Below are 23,073 nucleotides of genomic sequence, written 5' to 3'. Positions count from 1 at the left end.
CGGAGGAGGTGCGTGTTTATGGCTTTACCCGGAACACCCGGACAGCGGATTTCCGATTTATGCAATGGGAACCACATCACACAAAAGGAACTTGCGGAGAAGATAGGCGTTTCCGCTTCCCAGTTGAGCCGCATTGTCAGCGGCGAAACAAGAACGGTAAGCAGTGATATTCTCATAGGTGTGGCAAAGGAATTTAAGGTATCGACAGACTACATACTGGGCTTGTCTACCGTGAGCGTCCGTAAAAGCTACGATATTTCTGAATTAGGCTTGTCCGAGGGAGCCGTGAGGGGGCTTGTGACGGGTGCTGTTGATGTGCAAATCCTCAACCGCCTGTTGGAACACAGGAATTTTCCCAAGCTGATAGATTTGATACGGATTTATTTTCAGGACACGGCGGCAAAGGGGATAACAGCAAGAAACCAGCTTATCGAGATAGCAACGGCTTCCCTGTCCGACCTGATGAAAGAACACCCGGAACACCGGGCGGAAGCAAAGCAGGATTTACAGCTTTTGAACGCCCAAAAGATGGGGGAACATGAAGCAGAGATTGAAAAAATCAAAAATGTGTTCCTGGCTATCCTGCGGGATATTAAGAAAGATATTGACAACGGGGAACAGCCAGGGGAAGCTGTGACCGCCGCTATGTTCCAAGCCATGCGGGACGCACTGGCGGAGCAGAAACAAAAGCCGCTTTCCATTGACGATGTAACGGCGATGATAGCCGGACAGATCGGACAGCTTGCACCGATGGATGAAGAAACTGCCGACTTGTTCCAAAAGTTGTTAAAGAAAGTGATGAACCAAAAAAATGACTGATATTTTATCAGAGAAAATCGCAGTAGCAAGGGAGGATAACCATGAAAGAACAATGGCTGGAATGGGCAATAGAATTACAGAGTCTTGCACAAGCAGGATTGACCTATGGAAAAGACATTTTTGATAGAGAACGCTATGAAAGGATACGGGAAATTTCTGCTGAGATAATGGCATATAAGACAGATATACCCGTTCAAAAAGCGAAAGACCTTTTCTGTAATGAAACAGGATACCAGACGCCAAAACTTGATACCAGAGCCGCTATTTTTCAAAATGGAAAAATTCTTCTTGTTAAAGAGAATAGCGGAAAATGGTCACTTCCCGGAGGTTGGGTTGATGTAAATGTGTCTGTCAAAGAAAATACTATTAAGGAGGTCAAAGAAGAAGCGGGCTTAGATGTAACTGCTGATAAAGTGATTGCAATTCAAGACCGCTCTAAACATAACTTGCCAGTATATGCTTATGGCGTATGTAAAATATTTGTACTTTGCACCATTATCGGAGGTGCCTTCAAAGAAAATATAGAAACTACGGGCTTTGCATATTTTTCAGAAAATGAACTGCCGGAACTGGCCACGGAAAAGAATAATGAAGAGCAAGTAAAAATGTGTTTTGAAGCATATCGAACCAAAAACTGGTCAACTCTTTTTGATTAGACCGAGGGAAAAGGAGGAACAGTCCTATGGGTTATAAGCAGATTGTTTTTGATGTAGACGGAACTCTGATTGATACAGAATATGCCGTCATTCATTCTTTGCAAGATACTATAAGAGCAATAAACGGAAAGATAATCTCCGATAAAGAATTAACATTTGCTTTAGGAATTACCGGCGAAAATGCTTTGCGGCGTTTAGGAGTGAGTGATATAGCGTCAGCACTATCCATGTGGGACAAAAACATGGAAAAATACAGGGACACGATTACTGTATTTCACGGGATAAAAGAATTGCTTGAAACTATTTCGGAATTAAAATTAGGCATAGGTATTGTTACCTCTAAAACCCATGAAGAATTTAGAAGCGATTTTCAGAAATTTGATATATCATCTTACTTTGAAACCGTAGTCTGTGCTGATGATACGCTACAACACAAACCAGAATCAGACCCGCTTTTGAAATATATGGAATGGACAAAATGTCAAGCAAATGAGTTACTGTACATTGGCGATAGTATCTACGACATGCAGTGCGCTAAACATGCAAATGTAAACTTTGGATTAGCAAAATGGGGTGCTGGAAATAGAGTGAATGCTCAAAAAGCATTCTGTACTCCTTTTGATTTAGCCAAAAGTCTTGCTTTAACAAAAAGCTAATACTTGATACAAGCAAGTAGCAAAGCCAGCCGAGCCAGTCAACGGTCAAGATGAACGGCGCATTTCATGCGCCGCCGTTGACAGTCACGCCCGTCTTTGCTAAAGGGTAATCAAGGCGGGAAAGCCCTAAAATGGCTTCCCGCCCATTTCAATTTTTAGAAAAGGAACGCTCCAAAATCAGAAAGAGAGCGGCCAAGCACTTTGAGGGATTGGCCGCCTTGTCCACCCATTCAGCGGGGCGGCGGGCGGCGGTCAAGACCGGGTGCAAACCCGTTCATTTCAGTCTTGACGGTTGCCCGCTGTCCTGCTATTTTTCCGGGAGTGTGGCCACAACTTCGGGACACTTTATCCACAAGTCAGAGCGTAGGACGAAGAACGGGGGCGTTCATATACGCCCTGTCTGCTGTCGAAAACAGACCTGCGCTTGCGGCTCCACGCCACACAAGCACAGCCCTGTTTTCCTGCCGCTTCAAATGCCCTTGCCCTCCCCGGCGGCAACGGCATTTTCACGGCAACGCCGACAGAGCGTATAACACACTACACTTTGCTTCGCAAAGTCGTGTGCCAAATGGGGGCGTTGCCCCCTTTGGAAACCCCCACAAAAAAGGCGGTACGCTACCCCTCCACGGGGCGCATACCGCCTTTTCTTGTTATCCAGCCCTCCGGCTGTATCGGTTGAGCAAAAGTCAGCGTGGGATTGGTGTGGTATCTTTATCTAAGTGATACCCCGGTTTCCCATTTCGAGACGGCCCGGTCAGTTACATTCAGTCTACCGCCAAGCTGCTTCTGTGTCAATTTTTTCTCTTTCCGGCATTCCGCGATGAATCTTCCGGTTTCTTTCAGATCAATCATAGATACGCCCTCCCGTGATAAAATTATAACATATCCTTCACAGAGCGCATCCTACTGTTGGTTGAATCATCCGTTTTCTCCCTGAATTCTGTTATGATTCCGGTAATTCTTCCTCCCTGTCCAGAATAAAGTAAACCGGACTCGTCTATCCAGCCGGCTTCCTATCATTCCAACGGCTTTTCCCATTGTAAATGCCGCCAATACGGTCCCGATTCCCAGCCCTTTTATCTGCCTCAGGAAAACATATGTCATACCGGCAGTTACCGCCAGACAGATCGTATCAAATAATATCTTAATTTTAGAATAATCCACGCCCGTTATCTGAGCCAGCTCCCTCGGGAAAAGATCTGTAGGTATAATCGGAAGCCCGCAGCGGTTTGAAAGCGCGATTCCAAAACTGATCAGCAGATAGCTTACGATAAAATAAAGCAGCCGCAGCCATAACGCGTCCGGCAATATACCGATCCAAAGTTCATGAATATCCAGCAGTTCGCCAAATACAAATCCTACTACAAAACTAAACAAATACGGTGGTACAAACCTTTTTCTTAAAACCATCAGGCTGAGAACCAGCAGACCCTGGAAAATATAAGTCCAGGTTCCAAGCGAAAGCTGCGGCAATACCTCTGAAAATGCAAAAGGTACACTGGAAATAGCGGATATTCCAGAGCCGGAATAAATCATTAACACAACTCCGAAACTGTTGATCAGAACCGCCAGCAAAAGTGTTATTTCACCGCTCCAGACGTGTTTTGAGACTGCCTCTGCAGTCTCTGCCTTTTCTTTCACAATACATTCCTCCCATATACTTCTTTTCTCTTAAATCTATGACATTTGCAAATTTAGTCTAGTTTCATACGCTCTATTTATCAAATAAATATTTTTAATAAAATCATAGATGTTATCTATCAAAAGAAGTATAATACAGGTATTGGGAGGAAACAGGATATGAATTTGTTTTATCTACGATATTTTGTGGCATTGGCACATATACAGCATTATACCAAAGCGGCAGAACAGCTCTGTATCACCCAGCCCAGTTTAAGCCATGCGATCTCTCAGCTGGAAAAAGAACTGGGAGTGCCGCTTTTTGAAAAAAACGGAAGAAATACAACCCTCACCCAGTTTGGACAAGAATTTTTGACCTGTGCCGAACTGACCTTATCTACCCTGGACGCCGGTATTGAATCCATCAGACGCAGCGCCCATGGAGAAGGATTAATTCGATTGGGATTATTGCGAACGCTTGGTGTGGAATATATCCCTCGTCTGGCAGCAAACTTTTTAAAAGAAAATGCAGGTCTGAACATTCAATTTACTTTTCATACCGGAGTCACACAAACGTTACTTGACGGACTTGCCGCAAAAAAATATGATTTGGTATTCTGCTCTCAGCCTCCCGCAAATCTGGACTTTACCGCAATCAGTGTCCAGAAACAGGATCTGGTTCTGATCACACCCAGAAACCATCCTCTTTCATCCCGTCATACGATCGAACTGCTTGAAACCGTTCCGTATCCGCAGATCTTTTTTGAAAAAAGTTCCGGTATGCGCTCCGTCGTAGATCAAATGTTTTCGGATATTGGGGCAGAACCGCATATTGCCTATGAAACAGAAGAAGATCAGGTCATTGCAGGATTGGTCGCTCAGGGATTTGGGATCGCAGTCGTCCCATACATGGACTTGCTTTTAAAACTTGACCTTCATATTTTACAGATCCGTTCGCCTGCCTGCGAGCGCAATCTCTATATGGTCAATAACAATACCGTATTCATGGCTCCTGCCGTGCGTTATTTCCGTCAATTTGTCATGGACAACAGCGCTTTTTAAAGTCTTTCAAAAAACAGGCAAGCCTCCCGCAACTTAGGAAGGTTTGCCTGTATAGACTTTTCACCTGTCTGCAATTTAATCCTGCCTGCTCAGGCTCACGGTCACGTTCACCATATCGCCAGGTTGTTTCCCGATCTTTTTCCTGATATCTTTTCGGATTCCAATGATATAGCAAATGGAGCCATCGGCATTTTTCACACCCATATTCACAATACTTCCCCGATACGGTTCTCCGTCAAAAGTGATGTCCGCGCTGACTCTCCCCTTCCCAAATTCCTTTCGTATATCATAGGGAAAGCGGACATAAGCGCCTCCTTTATCCGGAACTGGTTCGATCATAGCACAAAATGTATATATTTTTTCGTTTTCCATGAGCACTCCTTACTTCATTTATACCCGCTGTCCATATCTGCCATGCATCTTTTTCCAGAAAAAAATGTACGAGATCCCTCCCGGAATTCCGATCCATAATAGCATAGCGATAAGCGTTACCTGTTCAAAACAATTGACAGTTAAAGAACAGGCCACATACAACAGGGCCAGCGGCACAGAAATATATCCCAGAATCGTATGCGCTACATTCCAGGTCTCCTGATCCCGGATCGTCCAGGGAAGCCTTAGACCTGTATGTCTTGTAAAAGGCAGTTTAGGAGATACAATTCCCGTAAAAATCATGATGCAGGCAACAAAAATCATAGCAAACATTTTCTCGCCATGTTCTGAATAATGAATTACGTCTGCCGCCGTAAGCGCCGCCAGTATAACTCCCAAAAACAGCACTCCAATATTAAACAGAGTGGTCACACGTAATACTTTCAGTTTCATATCATTGGTCGTCACACTGGTCAGCAAAGCCAGGTTTCGATACAGGACAACAATTGCCAACAGCATGCATCCGCCCGACAGCACAACTGACACAACCGGATTTTTAATTCCGAGCGCGATCAACATTGAGATAAAAGACAGGCTCAGGATCAGTCCTCTTTTTTCACCTGCTCTTTTCATCAATGTTTCCCGATGGTTTTTCTCTGCAAGCTCTTCATTCAAAGCAGCAAGCTTCTCTGCCAGATTTTCTGTATCAACTCGATCCGCCTCGTCCCCAAGCAGTTTACTTACCGGAACTTCAAACAGCGCCGCCATATCAATCAGTACTCCGGCATCCGGAACAGATTTTCCATTCTCCCATTTTGAAACTGTCTGCCGGACCACATGAAGCCTTACTGCCATCTCTTCTTGACTGAATCCTCTTTCTTTGCGATATTTGCGTATATTGTCATGAATCATACTTTCTCGATCCTTCCATAATGAAATTTTAGCACCGGAGCTGTATGAAGTATATCCGCAAAAACGGCAAATTGACAAGCAATGATAGTTAACATTGGGATTTAACATTTATTCATGCTATGAGGAATATATAGTAAAACCTTTTTTGAGCGAAGATTGGTTAACCCATGTATATCCTGGCATAATTCAATTACTATCTTTGTGAGAAGGACATCTTTTATCTGATCACATATTCGTTCCCATTATAATTTCATCCACATTTCAGTGGAAAAACACATTAGAAAGCGTCTTATTTTTTACATTTAATTGAATTTCAAGCCATGTCTCCACGAGGGAGACGACTTAGCAAGCCGGCATAGCAGTCATATACATCAATATTTCAAGCCACGTCTCCACGAGGGAGACGGCACGGACGTCCTGGTGGAATATAAAAAAGGATCCCAATTTCAATCCACATCTCCGCGAGGGAGACGACTGAGTCTGTCCCCGAAAAAGCATATCCACAAAGATTTCAATCCACGTCTCCGCGAGGGAGACGACATTATCCGGCGCGGCGGAACAGATTCCGACGCAGGGATTTCAATCCACGTCTCCGCGAGGGAGACGACACCAACAGCTGCGTCTTTGTCGATAGCCATAGAATTTCAATCCACGTCCCCACGAGGGGGACGACCACCATCTGCGGACTGAACATTGAATATCCATATATTTCAATCCACGTCCCCACGAGGGGGACGACCATGCTTACAATTTTCTGGAAATCGTGCATGAACTATTTCAATCCACGTCCCCACGAGGGGGACGACGCCTTTGTAGTGAGTGGGATCACACAGGTTATCAAGATTTCAATCCACGTCCCCACGAGGGGGACGACATATAGGGGCGCGTCTGAGCATAGCGGGATTGGTAATTTCAATCCACGTCCCCACGAGGGGGACGACCTTACTGGGAGGATGACAGATATACAGTCGCAGAATTTCAATCCACGTCCCCACGAGGGGGACGACCTGCAGATTGCAAAGGAGAAAAATATTACTGGAATTTCAATCCACGTCCCCACGAGGGGGACGACTGCAATTTTAACTAATTTTCAACATCCATTTTTATAAACATTCACCAAATCTACTTCTTATATTCTAAAAGAAGCCAACCGAATATTATCATCCTCCTTCATTTTTCTCTTTTTTATGCACTTTTTCTGGTGCGAGTCTCCCCACAATTTTATGTACGCTTCAGGTTCGCACATTCTTATAATATCAAAGTTTGATCTGCCGCAAGTCCTCTGTCCACCCCTATGTGCTCCACTTTTGTCTGATACTTATTTCCCAGATAATAAAAACGCAGACTATCGACATTTTCGTCTATGATATCTGTTAAAATTGACTTCAACATGATACATTGTGCATTGTCCAAGATGCATTCAAACACAGAGTTTTGCACTCTTCTTCCATAATTCACACATTGTTTTGCTACTTTCCGCAGCCTGGCTCTCCCTGCGGCGGTTTCTGTATTTACATCATAAGTAATCAATACCAACATTTTTCCTCATTTCCACAAAAAGACCGGATAACTGTCCAGATCGCCTCTCAGATACCGTGCCAAAAGCATTGCCTGTACATAAGGGACCATTCCCCACTCTATCTTTTCTTGCAGATAAGGATGAGTAATCATCTCCTTTTTCTTGTTTTGCCATTCAGACAGCACCTTTTTTCGCAATTCATCACTCATTAAAACAGCGCCATTTTCTTTTTTCGAAAAATTTTTCCCGTTAATTATCTTCTTATTGATCAGTGACAGTACAAAACGATCTGCCAGCACCGCACGAAGTTCCTCGATCAGATCAAGTGACAAGGAGGCTCTGCCCGGGCGTTCTGTATGCAGATAACCAACATATGGGTCCAGACCTACACTCTCCAGCGCAGAAGTAATATGATTTGTCAACAATGTATATACAAAAGAAAGCAACGCATTCACATTATCCAAGGGCGGTCTCTTATTCCTGCCCTGAAATACAAAATCCTTCTTTTGCTGTAAGATCAGTTGATCAAATACCCCAAAATAGACACTCGCTGCTTCTCCTTCATAGCCCCTCAGCTGTTCTTTTGACTGCGCATTTTGAATATACTCTAATGAATTTTTCAAGAAACAAGACGCTTCTTTTACCTGAGCTGTATCGATCTGTAGTGGATGGTCTCTTATCGCCCGTTCTAATACCCATCTGGCATTATATACTTTTCCAAGAATACAATTTTGAGCTATTTCCAGGCTTGTCTTCTCGTCTCTGCTGCTGGCAAACTGCTGTTGTCTCAAAAGCACATTCCCTCTTGTCTTTCCAGAGACACGCGCCAGGAATTTCCCCTGCGGAGTCAAATAGCATAAAGAAACATTTCTGTCAGCACATGCTCCCATCAGTGCCGGGCTCGTTCCTCTGTATCCAAAAGAGACAATCCCCTCCAGATTATGCAAGGGCACTCTCCCAATCTCTGTCTTATCGTCCAGTACAACAACATTTTCGCCGTCCAATGCCAGATAACTGTTTTCAGAAGTGACATACAAGGTATTCAGCAGCTTTTTCATTTTTCTTCCTCCTCCAGCATCCGCTGAATATATGATTTCACAGATCCGGTTTTTCCAAGTTTAGGAAGACAGATTTCCTTAAGGGAACATGCGTTACAAGACTTGCTGTATTTTACTCTGGGAGTATAGCGCCGAGAATAATATCCGTGCATTTCTCTGAACACATCCCGTACCTCCTCCCTAAGTTCTTTCGTGATCTCCACCGGTTCACGACGCCGTGTTTCCCCATAAAAGATCGCTCCTTCTGGAATTTGTGTGGAAAACATTTCTTCCAGACATAAAACTTGCGCGGCAAGCTGCAGTTTGTCCTCTTCTGTCAGTTTCGGTTTCCCTTTCTTATATTCAATAGGGTATACCGAATATAGTCCCCTATGCCCATACAGCTTTATTCCATCTTCACATTTATGAAATTCCACTACGTCACATTCTCCGCTGATTCCAAGTTCCCTGGAAGAAACCGGCATAGCCCTTGCTATGATTACATCTTTTCTTTTTTCTGTCAGATAAGGATCATGTACTTTTTTATGCATCAATTCCCCGACCACAGTATGTACATTATCTTCCCATTGCTGTTCAACATGAATCAAAGCCCATTGGCGCCTGCAAAATTTAAAGTGTTGTATTCCTGAAATCATCAAATAGTCATCTTCTGCATATTCCATCAAATCATCCTTTTTATTTCCACCGAGTCCGGGATCTGGTCATTGTGGATCTGAACTGTATAGTCCTGATATTTTCTCGGATATTCTACCCCTTCATTTCTTCGGACTTCTACCGCGTCAAACAGTTTATATGCCGGACAATCGCCCAATTCCTTACTATGCTTAAATACAATCAACTCCCGAACTGCCATTTTCCCTCTCGCAGCCGAATGATCGTTTTCAAACATATTAATAATCGCATCCCAAAGAAGCTGCAGATCTTCTTCCGAAAATCCCGTCACTTTACGCGCCAGATTTGCAGAGATAAATCCTTCCGCCCGATACAGTCCGTATGGAACAATACTTTTCCTTCCCATCTCCGTACTCTTGTTTTCTGCATCTTTTTCTGTGGTGATTGCAACCCTGGTGATCGTCACCTCCTGGCTGACAATCGGATCAATACTCCGGGCAAATCCAATCTGCACGGGCCCCCTCACCTGTCCGCAATTCAGCGATGCCTTCACAAAAGTCGTCATGACCGCCCCAAATGTACGGATATCATAAAAGTTCCGACACATATAATCCCTCAACTTCACATCTACATCCGGATCGTCTTTTTTTAATTTTTTCAATGCGTCTGTAACTTTTTTATCTTCTGTCTCACGGATTCCCAGAGATTCGCATGCTTCCCTGTCGCTCCGATTCAAAGGTACATCTTCTTTTATGTAAATCTTATATCCGGCCTCGTCTTCTTTCACCATTTCTACATAATTACGAATCTTTCTTTTCAGACACACATCCGTCACCAGGCCAAGACCGCTCTCCGGATCAATCCTGGGCATATTTCCTGCATCTGGATCGCCGTTGGGATTTCCATTCTCCACGTCAAATAATATGACAAACTCATATCTGTTTTTGATTGCTTCGCTCATTTATTTATCCTCCTTTTTCTCATATCTTTTCTGTACCTGGTGATAATATCCCAGGATGAATTTCCCCTGCTCTTCCAACGACAGCTGCTTTGGAAATGCCTCAAATTTTCCCATAATCCCTGTCAACAGTTTTTCATAATAAATCTTTGATCCTGCTTTATCCCTCTCCAGCTTCCTCATATGACTATTCTTCAGTTTCAAAAGAATAGGGAAAACAAACGCCGGTGTCGCACAGGCAGAATTGAAATAGCGATCCCGGATCGTTGCGTTAATTCCTGGATTTGCATCCATCTGGACTGCCTCCAATACAGCAAACAGTCTTCCCAATACATATGGAGTTTCATTGCTGGCTTCATTTAGTCCCATATAATTATCTCCTTTCTCCCATTTACGGTTTCGCATCAAATATGCTTTTATAATGCCTGCTCTCCCCCAGGTAACATTCCCCTGTTCCGCCCGGATACGAATCAGCGTATTCGTATAAAGGCTCTCCGGATACCTGCTCCCCGATAAGATTGCCTGCAATACCATGGCGGCCATATTGGGAATCGGCAACTTATCTTTGGATTTTTGATTTACCGTCTCATACAGCAGCTGTCTGGTTCCCAGGTATTCCCGTTTTTCCCAGGACGGTTTTACCACTGACATTCTTTGATAGTGTCGGGAAAAATTCTCTAATATATTTCCAAAAGAATCCTCATAGAAAAACCTTACCGAAAGTCTCGCCGCATTAGGCGCCAAACACAAAATATAAAACCTCTGATCCGGGTTCAAAGAAATATCATTTACACGGATCACGCCCTGGCGCTTCAGATTTTCGAATAATCCCTTCAACTCCTCCTGATTATCCGGTTCTGGTTCTGCAGCCATGGAAAAGAAATCCTGATATGTTTCTTCACCGTTTTCCGCCCAGAATACTACCATAGAATCACCAAGCTGGAACGTGTACTCCCTTCGGCCCAAAAGATAATTCAAGGCCGTCGTGTAGGCAAACTCTGCATATTTTCCCACAGGGGCATTGTAGCTTTGTTCTTTCCCATACGACTCGAAAGCGGGAGCATTAAAAGAGACTAATGCCGCGCCGCTGGATTGCGCTCCCGGCACTCCTTTAATCGTCCTATGTATCCTGGAAATTTCCGCCTTTTCCCCTGTTACCAGACAGACACCTTCCGGAACTCCGGCGCTAACATTTCTGGACTGATTCCATTCCTGTCTGATATAAAGATCATCCTGTGCATACTCCATCCCCATGCAGAAAATCAGATTGCCGCCATCTGTTAAATTCTCCCAGTTATCCTTTATTTCACTGCTCTCCTGGGCTTTTTCAGGAATCCAGTTTTCAAAATACAAGCGTACTGCCTGCGCCATATCTCCTTCCACGTCTTTCAATATGTCCAGATGTTTCTCTTTGGCTGCTCGAAAACATTCCAGAACTCTCTCATTCGTCCCGTCCGCATCGATTCCAAGAATGTATTTGGAATTATCACATAAAAAATTAGCAGATATCCCGGATGAGCGAGTCACCATTTCTGGAACAATGGCTGGAGACGGTATCCATACCTTTTTCTTTCCCCTTGGAACCTCCTGTTTCAAAGAAACAATTCCAAGTATTTTCCCTTCCTTCGATAGATTCAATGCATAGGAAACTTTCGCCTGACACCAGCCTTCCCTTGCCACCTTGCCTTCTTCCGCCAAGTCCTCATAATACTTTACCAATGCCTGTAAGATCATCGAACCACCTCACAGTCTCTCAGGTCCAGAACGCCGTTTTTCATAACGGCCCGGAAAAACATAGGCTGAATATTTTCCTTATCCGAATAGTCAATGTCATAAAGCATAAAACCCAGGTCTTTTTCATCCACATCCTCATAAGCCGTCTGAATCTGCTCTTCTTCGCAAAGGCAGAAATGTGCCGGAAACTCCCTGCAGCCAAAGTACGGCATATGGAAACATTCCCCCCGCCGCAGCCGCCTCATAATAATATCCTTAAATTTCCCGGCATTATCCGACGCGTTCGCATTTTCAGTCATTTCAAAATGCGCCTCGATCACATATTCCACATCACACAGCAACAGCGACGCCCGCTGAACAATGTCGGATTTACTGCTTATGCAGAGGGACTTGTCTGCGCCATTATAAACTTGCAGTACATTGCTTGCGAGGATTTTACTTTTCACTTCATTGCGCCGGACGCTGGTAAATTGGATCGGTTTTTTTACATAAATCTTATCAATTATCCATCTCATACCAGGATGCCAGTAAATGGCTTCCAGTATTCCTCTCGCGGCAGACGGAGTCATTACATCATAAGAACACCGCTCCACTTTCATCTCCGGACGCGAGAAGAGAGCATAATCTCCCCATACCCTGACTCTTACCCCCATTCCCATGATCCATACCCCTTCCTTTCTTTCATCTACAGTACCACTCCTTCCTTATAGCATGCCGCAATATAATCCCGCGGCTGATAATAGAAATCTGTATTATAATCCGAGATATGCGCGTCGATCCAGGAATGATATACTTCCCAGATTCCCTCCACAATCTGCCCATCTTCATAAGAGTCTTCTATCAGCCTCTCATATACCTCTCCGATGTCCCAATAATCCGGAACTACGTACCTGCATTCTTTTACATTGTCAAAGTTCCCCTCTGTAATCCCGCTGTCTTCCATAAATTCCGCTGCGACTTTCTCAATAGGTTCACAATGAAATACATCCGCATATTCATAAATCCTTGCGATTCTGTCCTTCCCCAAAAAATCTGCAACTTCTTTTCTTGTCCTTTTCACCCGTCTGCCGATATATTCGATCAGACTGCATGTGAAAAATAAATGATTGTTATTTTTTGTCCCCATATACAACCTCGCTTCCTATAAATGTCAATGTATCAAGGGCAGAAATTGAATGAAAACTAATCTGATGAGTCGGATATTTGAATTTTACCAATTCCCAGAATGCTGCCCGAGATATTTTCCCGTCTATAAAGTTCTGAATATAGTTATAGATCGTATCATCTGCCATAGGCCCCTCCACAATATCATATTTATGTGCCTTACCACTGCGGCAGGCTACAACAAAATCCAGCCACTCTTCTGTCATCTCTGGAAATGTTAAATAACTTAAATTGCTATTCGGAATATATTCATACTTATTCAAATATCCATCACTTCCATAACGCGATGCCCAACGTTTTGCCTGCTCTTCAATTTTTGTACAGTAAAATCCAAAGTAAAAGTCCTTATTAAATTTTGCCTTTCTGATTTCTGGATATTCTACAATTTCTCTGCTTCCATGATATAAAGTCATACTTCTCCCTTTCATTTCTTTTATTTTCTAATTTTTTCTAATTATACTACACTGCATATATAAGTGCAATACTATTTTATATTTGGTTACATTAAATATCATTGAAATGTTATTATAAATATTATTGAAGTTATTTTTTACTTCTGTTATACTTTCTTAGTCAGGGAATCCTGTGGATTGAAATAATGACATTTACAGTAATGCAAACAGGACGGCATCAAAGTATATTTTGCTTTGATGCCGTCCGCATTTATTACAGATATAAATTCTCTTCAGACTTTTCAAGAAAAAATAGCTATCCCCGACTCCACATCCAGGCTCAGCCCCATCTCATCTGTATACTGAGAAAAATTCACCAGTTCATAATAATCCTCGATATCTTCAGAAATCCTTTGAATCATCCCCGCACCATATAATTTATCAAAATCCCTTTCATACACCTGGATACAGTACTTTCCAGCTTCCCGCATCCCCGACTTTGTATATCCCTGGCGTTTCATTTTCTGCAGCAGCTGCTTTGCCGCCTCTTCCAGCGGAATATATATCGTTTTCATACTTTCCTCAATCAGCCGAAATTCTTTGCCCACTTTAGAAAAATTGTACCTTTGTTTTCTGAATTCCTCCATGATCCGCTTTTTATCCAAACCCTCTCCCCGAAAATGATAGAGCCGCTTAAAATATTCTTCCACCATTTTCTGAGAAGACAGCTCCCATCCTTCTGCAAGCAGATTCTTGGTCACGTCGATCTGCTGCCTTTGTCCCGGTACGGACTCTTTTCCCTCAAACCAGAAAAGATACACCACACTTTCTGCCGCGCATCGTTTCCCTTCGCGATTGCATCTTCCTGCCGCTTGTATGATGGAGTCCACTCCGGCGATCTGCCGGTACACCGTCTCAAAGTCCAGATCCACTCCGGCTTCCACCAGGCTCGTCGAGATGACGATACATTTTTTCTGATCCTTCAAACGTTTTCTGATCTTATCCAGAATCCTATATCTATGCTTGGGATACATGGTTGTAGACAGATGATAAACCCCGTCCCCTTTTAACTGCTGATATACGCGCTGTGCCTGTTTTCTGGTATTCACAATGCATAACGCCTGATTTTCATTTTCCAATCTCCCCACCAGATCTTCCTCAAATACCGCACCCAGATTCTGATAATTCACCCTCTCAAAAAATCGGAACTGTTCCTCCATCCTGGGACACAACTCTATAATATTCGTGATATTTGGAAAAAAAGAATCCAGTGCAGGCTGCGTAGCAGTACACAATACTACACTGGATCTATAATTTCTGACCAGTTCTTCCAGCATAGCCGTACATGGAATCAAATAATCATTGGGCAGCATTTGTGCTTCATCCAAAACAATTACACTATTCGCAATGTTATGCAATTTTCTGCACCGGGAAGATTTATTTGCAAACAAAGATTCAAAAAACTGTACATTTGTTGTTACTACCACCGGCTTATCCCAGTTCTCTGAGGCAAGCTGCATGGGAATCAGTTCCTCCGCATCTCTGTAATCCACATTACAATGATGTTCCAATACGTTCCGTTCTCCCAGAATATCCCGGAATATACTGGCGTTCTGCTCGATGATACTGGTATAAGGAATCACATAAATCACCCGGTCCATCTGATGTTTCACTGCATGATTCAAAGCAAACGCCAACGAGGCAATCGTCTTCCCTCCACCGGTAGGCACAGTCAGACGAAACATCCCCTTTTCCGCCTCTCCACTGTCCAGGCAGTGCTTCAGAATCTCCGTTCGCCTCCCGTTCACTGTCTCCAGATCGTCATTCTGCAGCCAGCCGGAAATATGCTGATCTAGTTTTTCCAGAAGAACCCCCATGCTTTCCCCCGCATCCCGTTCCACCCGTTCATTTTTCATGAATCTCTCTGTATCCAAGAAATCAGCATCCACCAGACAAGAGTATAACATCCGAATAAAGATACTCATGGAAAAATCAGGATTCTTTGTTGTTCTTTGATCAAAGGGCAGTGTTTTCACATCCGGGATTCTGATTTCATCCTTATACGCCTGATAATCATCTACTTTTTTCCTTTTTCTGGCCTCCAAGGTCCCATCCGTATCAAAAGAGCTTCCGTAATCCGGAAGTCCCGTATGATGCCCCGCGATACAGTAGCTCATGTATCCGTATAAACCGCCTTTTTCCATACATACCTGTGCGCCAGCCGTGGAATGGTCAACCTGCCTGTTACTGTTCCCTTCCAGCTTTTTTTGAAATGCTTCTGAATATTTCCCAATATCGTGAAGCATCCCGCAGCAGTAACCCCAATCCTTTTTCCCGAATGATTCCGCAAACTGCGCGGCTAGTCCGGCAGTTCCTTCCAGGTGTTCTTTTAATGTCTGTTTTCTGTCTCTGTTTCCTTCATCCACATGTGCAAAATACTCCATTTCATCCCCCTTGGATTCTTATATCCCTCTATTTTTGTAGCTCCCCACACAGCATCTCCCCCTCCGCATCATACCTCTCCCTGTTCGCCCTCACCCGTGCCGCGCTCCGGACCGCATAGCAATACCTGCATCCGTTCGGGCAGGTATCATAAGCCCCCACATCCACGCTCTCTGCGCAGCCGCAGGCCGGGCGCTGGTTCCGGTCCTTCTTCACAGGCAGACTTTTCCCGGTGACCCGTTCGATCAGTTCCCGGTCGATACAGCTCCCATGGCGGATTCCTTCCGACTCCAGATCCATCGTCTCCGCACAGCTTACAATCTCCAGTCCATGTTCTCCTGCGATGGCCGCCAGCCGTCCTGCTAATTTCCGGATCTCCCCTTCCGGCGCTTCTCCCACGCCAAGCCGTCCCATGTCTTTCTGAATCCCGGCGTACATATCCAGGAAACTGACTACCACACGTTCTGTATACCCGGACAGGCTTTCCGCGATCTGAGAAAACGCTTTTTCATGATATTCCGCCGTATATCTGTCATTGATCAGGATCGGATCATACCGCCAGACCACCCGCTCCTTCCCGATCCGGTCTGCCAGTTTCCGAAACAGCGGGATCAATACTTTTTTCTTGTCCGGCAGTCCCGGCTCTATATCTCTTCCATATCCGGTCAGAGTGAATTGAAAATAATAATGATAGTCGTGCAGCTCATCCAGCCGGTCTATGATCCCGGAAGGATTCTTCGTCCAGAAAACAATACAGTCCACCGCTTCCGGCGACAGGTCCACACGGCGGATCTGCTTCGCATTCACAGGATTTTTCACATACAGTTCTCCTGCCCGGATCCGGTTCAGGAACCAGTCCGCATAATGATTGGGAATATCCGTTCTTCTGCTGACACTCAGGATCATATTGCCGCTTCCCTGGCGCATTCTATCACAGGGCGCGCCGTCTCCAGATTGACAAAATCCACAGTTCCTCCATACGTTCTCAGAATCTCTCTGTCTTCTTCCCCCAGTTCCGACGGATCTTTTTTCTTCATCATGCGGACCAGCATCCCCATCATAGAGCGGTGCACCAGGCTGAGTTTTCCATAATCGATCCCGCCGCGCAGATGAAAGATCCGGAACCGTTCCATCATATCCGGCGTCAGAACCTTGCCCAGACTTTCCCGGATATGCTTCACATTCTCCGGGTCGGACGGATCCGCCAGCCCGCAGGTAAATAAGATGACTTTTTTATTTTCAAGGAATTTATCGTTGCCGGTCAACAGGCGGATCCCGCTTACCCCTCCGGCGTACAGGCCGCCCCCATAGACGATTACATCATAATTCTTCAGATCATCCTTGCCGGCCTCCGCTCTCTTTTTCAGCGGGCAGCTCAGTTCCTCTGCGATCCACCGGGCATATCTTTCTGTAGAACCATATTTTGAATCATAAATCACAACAACTTTTTCCATGATTTCCTCCTGTACAAGCACAGAAAACGCGGCGCGGTTTTCTCTCCACATCCTGTACTAAGATCTCTGAGATTTTGTCACCTTCGCGCGTATCCTGCAGATCCCCTGTGTCATCGTCCCCATAGGACAGAACGCGCACCAGGAACGGGGTTTATAGAATACCATCACGATCAGCCCGATCAAAAGAGAGGTCAACATCAGGCTGTAAAGTCCAAAACTATACTGGGCGATCCAGTCCGGTACCGTTCCCGCTGTATACGTCCATCCCCAGGGCACACGGATCGTCCAGAAAAGCTTGATCGTCTCCCGGAGCGACGCGGCTCCGGCTCCCACCAGATAAGTCTGAAACACCATATTCCCGAACATAATCAGGAAAAAGACCAGGAATCCATATCGAAATCCTCTGGAAGTCAGAAAACGGGGCGTCGCACGCCTCCGGGAGCATTTTAACTGTCCTCCCAGCTTCGCGAAGAGCTGCCCTCTCCCGCAGAAATGGTTGCAGAACCCTTTATTCCCGCCAAATATGGCAAATCCCAAGGGAAGCAGAAAGTCGATCATCCCCAGCCAGGCAAACAGAATGTTAAAAAATCCCAGGGCAAAATAAACAATCGACCAGATCCACAGATAATCATACCAACGTTTTTTCATCTTCGCCCCTCCCGGTCTTTCACCTCAATGCACCCTGCGGGGCAGATTCTCGCGCATTTCCCGCATCCCACGCAGATTTCTTCCTGAATCCGGGCGAAGCATCCGTTCATAATCCGGACTGCTCCTTTCGGACATTCCTGTGCGCACGCGCCGCATGCCACACAGCGCGCCCGGTCCACTTCTGCCAGTCTCTTTGATAACATACTGTCTCCTCCAATATCTGATATTTCGCGGCAGACAGAGCGCGCCTGATCCCGCCCCGCTCTGTCTGCCACATTGCCTTTTTTCATTATATCGGAGAAACATCCCTTTGTATGTAATAAAGTCACACGGATTCCGTTTTCCGTCCTCCCAGTTTTTCCAGCGCTTCTCCTGCCACCCGGTATACGGTCCAGTCCTTCATGGGCTCCGCTCCCATGGCAAGATAAAAATCAATACTTGGCTGATTCCAGTCCAGGCACCACCACTCCAGCCTGCCGCAGCCCCGCTCCAGAGCGATCCGCGCCAGTTCCTGCAGCAGCGCCTTTCCATATCCGTTTCCCCGGCATTCCGGTTTTACATACAGATCCTCCAGATAGATTCCCGCGCGTCCCAGAAATGTGGAAAAATTATGGAAAAACAGGACAAATCCGATCTCCTCCCCGTCCTTTACCGCAAACAGCACCTCCGCTTTTTCCTTTTCGAACAGCCATTCTTCCAGCAATTCCTCTGTTGCCACCACTTCATCCAGCATATGCTCATAGGACGCCAGTTCCCGGATAAAATACAGGATCTTACTGACGTCCTCTTTTTCAGCAAATCGAAATGTTAAATTTTCCATGCCGTTACCTCCGCAGATATATTCTCTGCTTCAGTATAGCACATGATCCGATTCCCGCCTACTCAAACTGGCTGTAGTACAGCGCCGCATAGGCTCCGTTTTTCTTCAGCAGTTCTTTGTGGCTGCCCTGCTCGATGATGTTTCCATGTTCCATGAACAGGATCATATCCGCATCGCGGATCGTGGACAGGCGGTGGGCAATCACAAAACTGCTACGTCCGCTCATCAGTTTCTTCATCGCCTTTCCGATCTCTACCTCCGTACGTGTATCCACGCTGGAAGTCGCTTCATCCAGAATCAGGATCGGCGGATTGCACAGGAAGATCCGGGCAATCGTCAGAAGCTGCTTCTGTCCTGCGGACAGGGTAGACGCCTCATTGTCCAGCTTCGTATCATAGCCCTGCGGCATGGTCCGGATAAAGTAATCCACTTTGGCCGCCCTTGCCGCCGCGATGATCTCTTTCCGGGATGCGCCCGGTTTTCCGTAGGCAATGTTTTCTGCAATCGTTCCGCCGAACAGCCAGGTATCCTGTAAAACCATACCAAAATTCTTTCTCAGGCCGCTGCGGCTCATCTTCGCCACGTCCACTCCGTCAATGGAAATCTGCCCGCTGTTGATCTCATAAAATCTCATAAGCAGGTTTACCAGCGTCGTCTTTCCCGCACCGGTACTTCCCACCACTGCAATCTTCTGACCCGGATGGGCCGTGAAGCTGATATCCTTCATCAGGAGCTTGGACGGATCGTATCCGAAGCTGATATTGTCAAATTGGATCTCGCCTTTCGCCCGCTCCAGCGTCACCGGAGATGCAGGATCCGGGATCTCCTCTTCTTCATCCAGCAGTTCAAATGTACGCTTCGCGGACGCGAATGCCGCCTGCAGGGAGTTGACCATATAAGAAGCCTCCGTCAGCGGCTCTGCCGCCTGGTTAATGTACTGGAAGAATGCCTGCACCACGCCCACCGTCATAGTTCCGTTCAGCATTGCCCGTCCTGCGATGATCGCAATCACCACGTTCGACAGACGGGTCAGCAGACGGATCAGCGGGTTCACACAGTTGATCAGGAAATTGACCTTCTGGTTCGCCACACTGGCATTTTCCGCCGCCGTATCCACCTGGGCGATACTCTCTGATTCATGATTATATGCCTTGATCACGTCTCTTCCGTTATAAAATTCTTCCACAATACCGGTCAGCACGCCGATGGTCTCCTGCTGCTCGCCCGCGTATCTCAAGCTCTTTGACGATACAATCTGCGTAATCACCACGCTGACCAGCATAAAGAGCAGGAAGATACAGGTCAGCGGCACACTGTAGTAAAACATGACAATCAGCGAACCGATGATCGTACCGATGGCCACGATCAGTTTCAGAAGACCGGTCTGGAGAACCTCCGTGATCTTATCCAGGTCGCTGGTGACGCGGCTCAGGATCTCGCCCGCCATGTTCTGGTCAAAGAACCGCAGAGGCAGACGGTTCAGCTTTGCCGCTACCTGTTTTCTCAGATCCAGAACCAGGTTTTCCGCCACGTTGGCCATCAGATAAGACTGCAGGTAATAAAAAATCCAGGTAAAGAAATATTGTACAGTAAGCTGCACCAGTTCGCGCCCCATATTGTCCCAGGTGATGGCAAAGGCGGTTCCGCTTTTCCAGGACGCCTGCACGCTCTGCCACAGATGGTCGATCACAATCGCGCTGTACATGGGATTCCAGATGCTTAAGCCCACATAGATAATGATGGAAACCGCCACGACCGTCAGCCGGATGCGCTGGGAATGCAGGTGGCTGAACAGCCGGATCACGGTATTCTGCTTTTTGATATTACTCATGCTTCCTGAGCCTCCTTTGTCTGGGATTCATAAATCTCACGGTACACCGGGCAGTTTTCGATCAGTTCCTCATGGGTGCCCAGTCCTACCATCTCGCCCTCATGCAGCACTACGATCTGGTGCGCATGACGGATCGTGCTCACACGCTGGGCGATGATCAGCACCGCCGCGTCTTTCGTCTCCTCCGCCAGCGCTTTTCGCAGCGCCGCATCGGTCTTGAAGTCCAGCGCGGAGAAGCTGTCGTCGAAAATATACAGCTCCGGTTTTTTCACTAACGCCCTGGCGATGGAGAGGCGCTGTTTCTGCCCTCCGGAGAAGTTCGTTCCTCCCTGGGCAACAAAGGAATTCAGACCGTCAGGCAGGGAACGGATAAAATCGCCCGCCTGTGCCACATCCGCGGCATGCATCAGTTCCTCATCCGCAGCGTCCTTCCGGCTGTAGCGGAGATTCGACGCAATCGTACCGGAGAACAGCCATGCTTTCTGCTGTACATAGGCAAGATGATCCCGCAGAAAACTCTGCGTCATATCTCTTACATCCGTTCCGTTCAGGCATACCTGGCCTTCCGTCACATCGTGGAACCGCAGAATCAGGGACGCGACTGTGGATTTTCCGCTGCCCGTTCCTGCGATGATCGCAGTGGTCTCCCCTCTCCGGCAGGAGAAGTTCAGATGGTTCAGCGTATTCTCCTCCGCATCCGCGAACCGGAACGATACATCACGGAATTCCAGCACATTTTCTTTCCTGTCAGCCGGTTCTTCCGGGTTTTCGGTCACCAGATCCTGGATCTCCGGACTATGATCCAATACCTCCTGAATACGGTCACAGCATTCCAGCGCACGGGGCAGCGTCAGAATCACCATCTGAGCCATCATCAGGAAGAACATCACCATCATGGCATAGCTGATCGTCGCGGTGATATCGCCGATCTGAAAATTCCCTCCGGCTATTTTGCCGCCGCTGAGCCAGTAAACGATCACTACGAACAAGTTAATGAAAAAGAATGAGATTCCGTCCAGGTTCGCGAAACGCCGGTTTGCTTTGATAGACGTTTCCGCATAAGCCGCAAACGCCGTACTCATACGGTTTTCTTCCCGGTTTTCATTGTTAAAGGCGCGTACCACACGCACTCCGGTAAGATTCTCCAGCAGCACCGTGGACATCCGGTCCAACAGTTTCTGCAGCCGTTTAAACAGCGGAGCCGCGCTGTACATGATCCCCCATGCCAGAAGAAGCACGATGAATACGGCAATCAGAAGAATCAGACCCATCTGCACATCCAGATAGAAGCAGAGCGCCAGCGCGATCACGCAGATGACCGGAACCGGAAGGATCATCTGGATCGTACTGCTCAGCGCCATCTGGATCGTGTTGATATCCGAAACCGTTCTGGTTGTAATCGACGCTGTTCCGAACTGCCGGAAATCAAATACGGACAGCTTCAGGGATTTTTCGTAAATCGCCATACGTATGTCCTTGCCGATCCGCGCAGAAAGCACAGCACAGGTGTATCCGCCAAGGATCGCACAGGCCCCCGACAGAAGCGAAACCGCCGCCATCTGCACGCCGGTATTCAGCAGTTCGGAAAAGGAACTTCCGGAAGTTCCCATATTCAGCATTTCCGCTGAAAGCGTAGGGATAAACAGCGCTCCCACCACATCCAGGATCAGCAGAAGCACGGTGACTATAAAAAGTTTCCGATGTGGTTTTAAAAATCGCATAATCAGTTTCATACTTATTCATCCTCTCAAACATCAAATCTTATGACAAAAAAATAGCGCCCGGTTATCTGTTTTCAAATAACCGAGCGCACTCGACATCTTCTCCGATATTACAGCTGCGGCTGCATACCCTCCGATGATTGTCATACTGTTTTACTTTTGAAATCAGAACCCTTTTTCAGGGGTTCCAGTATCTCTCCGAGTACATCTGTGTACTTCCGGGTCAGTCGCGCCAGCGCTTCGCTTTCCTCCTGGCTGAACTTCTCCCAGGCCTGCTCTTCGATCCGGTGCATCCGTGTGACCTGTTCCTCCACCAGACGATCCCCCGATGGGGTCAGAACCGCGCGTTTGGTTCTCTGGTTATCTTCATAAGGCTCCAAAACAATTAAGCCTTTTTTCACCAGTTGTTTAAACGCGGAATTCAACGTCTGCCGGCTCATAAACAGCTGCTCGCTGATCCGGCTCTGCGTCTCCACTCCGTCATGGATCAAAAGCAGCGACCAGTACTCCGGCTCCGAAAGACCACAGGATTTCGGAAAAAAAGAATACAGATTATCCAGTTCCATCGTCGTTTCCCGGAAAACCTTCAGTGTCTCGCGGCATTTTTTTTCCTTCGTTTTTAC

General features: G+C 46.3%; 25 protein-coding genes and 1 CRISPR repeat array. Of the genes, 4 read left to right on the top strand and 21 right to left on the bottom strand.

What is annotated here, in order from left to right; translation table 11 throughout:
* Positions 1–18: 18 nt before the first annotated feature.
* Genes B5F29_RS03600 through B5F29_RS03590 form a run of 3 tightly spaced genes read left to right on the top strand, consistent with a single transcriptional unit; the run spans position 19 to position 2,131 of the window.
* Positions 19–819: a helix-turn-helix domain-containing protein gene (locus B5F29_RS03600; protein ID WP_004613656.1), complete on the top strand. Its 801-nt coding sequence runs from the start codon at positions 19–21 to the stop codon at positions 817–819.
* A 41-nt stretch (positions 820–860) separates the two neighbouring features.
* Positions 861–1,475 (top strand): NUDIX hydrolase N-terminal domain-containing protein, encoded by a 615-nt coding sequence (locus B5F29_RS03595; RefSeq protein WP_004613655.1) that lies wholly within the window; start codon positions 861–863, stop codon positions 1,473–1,475.
* Between the two features lie 26 nt (positions 1,476–1,501).
* Positions 1,502–2,131 carry an HAD family hydrolase gene (locus B5F29_RS03590; protein ID WP_087153307.1) on the top strand — a complete coding sequence of 210 codons (630 nt, stop codon included), beginning with the start codon at positions 1,502–1,504 and terminating at the stop codon, positions 2,129–2,131.
* A 711-nt stretch (positions 2,132–2,842) separates the two neighbouring features.
* Here the strand turns inward: B5F29_RS03590 and B5F29_RS03575 are convergent.
* Together B5F29_RS03575 and B5F29_RS03570 are read right to left on the bottom strand one after the other, a co-directional pair.
* On the bottom strand, positions 2,843–2,983 hold the full coding sequence (locus B5F29_RS03575; RefSeq protein WP_143449115.1) for a helix-turn-helix domain-containing protein: 141 nt from the start codon (positions 2,981–2,983) through the stop codon (positions 2,843–2,845).
* A gap of 66 nt (positions 2,984–3,049) precedes the next feature.
* On the bottom strand, positions 3,050–3,772 hold the full coding sequence (locus tag B5F29_RS03570) for a DUF6198 family protein (RefSeq protein ID WP_242955567.1): 723 nt from the start codon (positions 3,770–3,772) through the stop codon (positions 3,050–3,052).
* Positions 3,773–3,931: 159 nt separating this feature from the next.
* Between B5F29_RS03570 and B5F29_RS03565 the strand changes: the two genes are divergently transcribed.
* Complete coding sequence (locus B5F29_RS03565; protein WP_087153306.1) at positions 3,932–4,813, top strand: LysR family transcriptional regulator; 882 nt, start codon at positions 3,932–3,934, stop codon at positions 4,811–4,813.
* A 75-nt stretch (positions 4,814–4,888) separates the two neighbouring features.
* On the opposite strand, the gene B5F29_RS03560 is transcribed toward B5F29_RS03565, so the two are convergent.
* The 19 genes from B5F29_RS03560 to B5F29_RS03470 all read right to left on the bottom strand — a co-directional run bounded on the left by B5F29_RS03560 (position 4,889) and on the right by B5F29_RS03470 (position 23,016).
* Positions 4,889–5,185 (bottom strand): DUF1905 domain-containing protein, encoded by a 297-nt coding sequence (locus B5F29_RS03560; protein ID WP_242955566.1) that lies wholly within the window; start codon positions 5,183–5,185, stop codon positions 4,889–4,891.
* A gap of 18 nt (positions 5,186–5,203) precedes the next feature.
* Positions 5,204–6,097 carry a helix-turn-helix domain-containing protein gene (locus B5F29_RS03555; protein WP_087153305.1) on the bottom strand — a complete coding sequence of 298 codons (894 nt, stop codon included), beginning with the start codon at positions 6,095–6,097 and terminating at the stop codon, positions 5,204–5,206.
* A 310-nt stretch (positions 6,098–6,407) separates the two neighbouring features.
* Positions 6,408–7,169: a CRISPR direct-repeat array (repeat unit 32 nt; unit sequence ATTTCAATCCACGTCCCCACGAGGGGGACGAC).
* Positions 7,170–7,345: 176 nt separating this feature from the next.
* Entirely contained in the window at positions 7,346–7,636 is a 291-nt protein-coding gene (cas2, locus tag B5F29_RS03550) for a CRISPR-associated endonuclease Cas2 (protein WP_087153304.1), read from the bottom strand.
* Between the two features lie 6 nt (positions 7,637–7,642).
* On the bottom strand, positions 7,643–8,674 hold the full coding sequence (gene cas1c / locus B5F29_RS03545) for a type I-C CRISPR-associated endonuclease Cas1c (RefSeq protein ID WP_087153303.1): 1,032 nt from the start codon (positions 8,672–8,674) through the stop codon (positions 7,643–7,645).
* On the bottom strand, positions 8,671–9,336 hold the full coding sequence (gene cas4, locus B5F29_RS03540) for a CRISPR-associated protein Cas4 (protein ID WP_087153302.1): 666 nt from the start codon (positions 9,334–9,336) through the stop codon (positions 8,671–8,673). Before cas4 ends, cas1c begins: the two co-directional genes overlap by 4 nt.
* Positions 9,336–10,247, bottom strand: coding sequence for a type I-C CRISPR-associated protein Cas7/Csd2 (gene cas7c / locus B5F29_RS03535; RefSeq protein WP_087153301.1), 912 nt, complete (start codon positions 10,245–10,247; stop codon positions 9,336–9,338). Before cas7c ends, cas4 begins: the two co-directional genes overlap by 1 nt.
* Positions 10,248–11,978 (bottom strand): type I-C CRISPR-associated protein Cas8c/Csd1, encoded by a 1,731-nt coding sequence (gene cas8c, locus B5F29_RS03530; RefSeq protein WP_087153300.1) that lies wholly within the window; start codon positions 11,976–11,978, stop codon positions 10,248–10,250.
* Positions 11,975–12,637 (bottom strand): type I-C CRISPR-associated protein Cas5c, encoded by a 663-nt coding sequence (gene cas5c / locus B5F29_RS03525; RefSeq protein WP_087153299.1) that lies wholly within the window; start codon positions 12,635–12,637, stop codon positions 11,975–11,977. The genes cas8c and cas5c overlap by 4 nt, the downstream gene beginning before the upstream one ends.
* Before the next feature lie 26 nt (positions 12,638–12,663).
* The gene (locus B5F29_RS03520) at positions 12,664–13,104 is read right to left on the bottom strand and encodes a hypothetical protein (protein WP_087153298.1); all 441 of its coding nucleotides are present in this window, start codon (positions 13,102–13,104) and stop codon (positions 12,664–12,666) included.
* Positions 13,088–13,555, bottom strand: a complete 468-nt coding sequence (locus B5F29_RS03515) for a DUF3990 domain-containing protein (RefSeq protein ID WP_087153297.1) — start codon at positions 13,553–13,555, stop codon at positions 13,088–13,090. Before B5F29_RS03515 ends, B5F29_RS03520 begins: the two co-directional genes overlap by 17 nt.
* Positions 13,556–13,836: 281 nt before the next feature.
* Positions 13,837–15,978 carry a CRISPR-associated helicase/endonuclease Cas3 gene (locus B5F29_RS03510; protein ID WP_087153296.1) on the bottom strand — a complete coding sequence of 714 codons (2,142 nt, stop codon included), beginning with the start codon at positions 15,976–15,978 and terminating at the stop codon, positions 13,837–13,839.
* Positions 15,979–16,006: 28 nt separating this feature from the next.
* A complete protein-coding gene (locus B5F29_RS03505) occupies positions 16,007–16,882 on the bottom strand; it encodes a DUF1848 domain-containing protein (protein ID WP_087153295.1) in 876 nt (291 codons plus the stop codon).
* Positions 16,879–17,430 (bottom strand): flavodoxin domain-containing protein, encoded by a 552-nt coding sequence (locus B5F29_RS03500; RefSeq protein ID WP_087153475.1) that lies wholly within the window; start codon positions 17,428–17,430, stop codon positions 16,879–16,881. Before B5F29_RS03500 ends, B5F29_RS03505 begins: the two co-directional genes overlap by 4 nt.
* Before the next feature lie 57 nt (positions 17,431–17,487).
* On the bottom strand, positions 17,488–18,078 hold the full coding sequence (locus tag B5F29_RS03495) for a 4Fe-4S binding protein (RefSeq protein WP_087153294.1): 591 nt from the start codon (positions 18,076–18,078) through the stop codon (positions 17,488–17,490).
* Positions 18,075–18,281 carry a 4Fe-4S binding protein gene (locus tag B5F29_RS03490; RefSeq protein WP_087153474.1) on the bottom strand — a complete coding sequence of 69 codons (207 nt, stop codon included), beginning with the start codon at positions 18,279–18,281 and terminating at the stop codon, positions 18,075–18,077. Before B5F29_RS03490 ends, B5F29_RS03495 begins: the two co-directional genes overlap by 4 nt.
* A gap of 122 nt (positions 18,282–18,403) precedes the next feature.
* A complete protein-coding gene (locus B5F29_RS03485; RefSeq protein ID WP_087153293.1) occupies positions 18,404–18,898 on the bottom strand; it encodes a GNAT family N-acetyltransferase in 495 nt (164 codons plus the stop codon).
* Between the two features lie 58 nt (positions 18,899–18,956).
* Entirely contained in the window at positions 18,957–20,729 is a 1,773-nt protein-coding gene (locus B5F29_RS03480) for an ABC transporter ATP-binding protein (protein ID WP_087153292.1), read from the bottom strand.
* Positions 20,726–22,462 carry an ABC transporter ATP-binding protein gene (locus B5F29_RS03475; RefSeq protein WP_087153291.1) on the bottom strand — a complete coding sequence of 579 codons (1,737 nt, stop codon included), beginning with the start codon at positions 22,460–22,462 and terminating at the stop codon, positions 20,726–20,728. The genes B5F29_RS03480 and B5F29_RS03475 overlap by 4 nt, the downstream gene beginning before the upstream one ends.
* Positions 22,463–22,593: 131 nt before the next feature.
* Positions 22,594–23,016, bottom strand: coding sequence for a MarR family winged helix-turn-helix transcriptional regulator (locus B5F29_RS03470; protein WP_087153290.1), 423 nt, complete (start codon positions 23,014–23,016; stop codon positions 22,594–22,596).
* Positions 23,017–23,073 lie beyond the last annotated feature (57 nt).

Origin of the sequence: Lachnoclostridium sp. An196 (genome assembly GCF_002160135.1) — a bacterium.
GTDB lineage: Bacteria > Bacillota > Clostridia > Lachnospirales > Lachnospiraceae > Hominiventricola > Hominiventricola avistercoris.
Note: the sequence above shows the minus strand (reverse complement) of the source record. Positions and strands in the feature narration are given on the sequence as shown.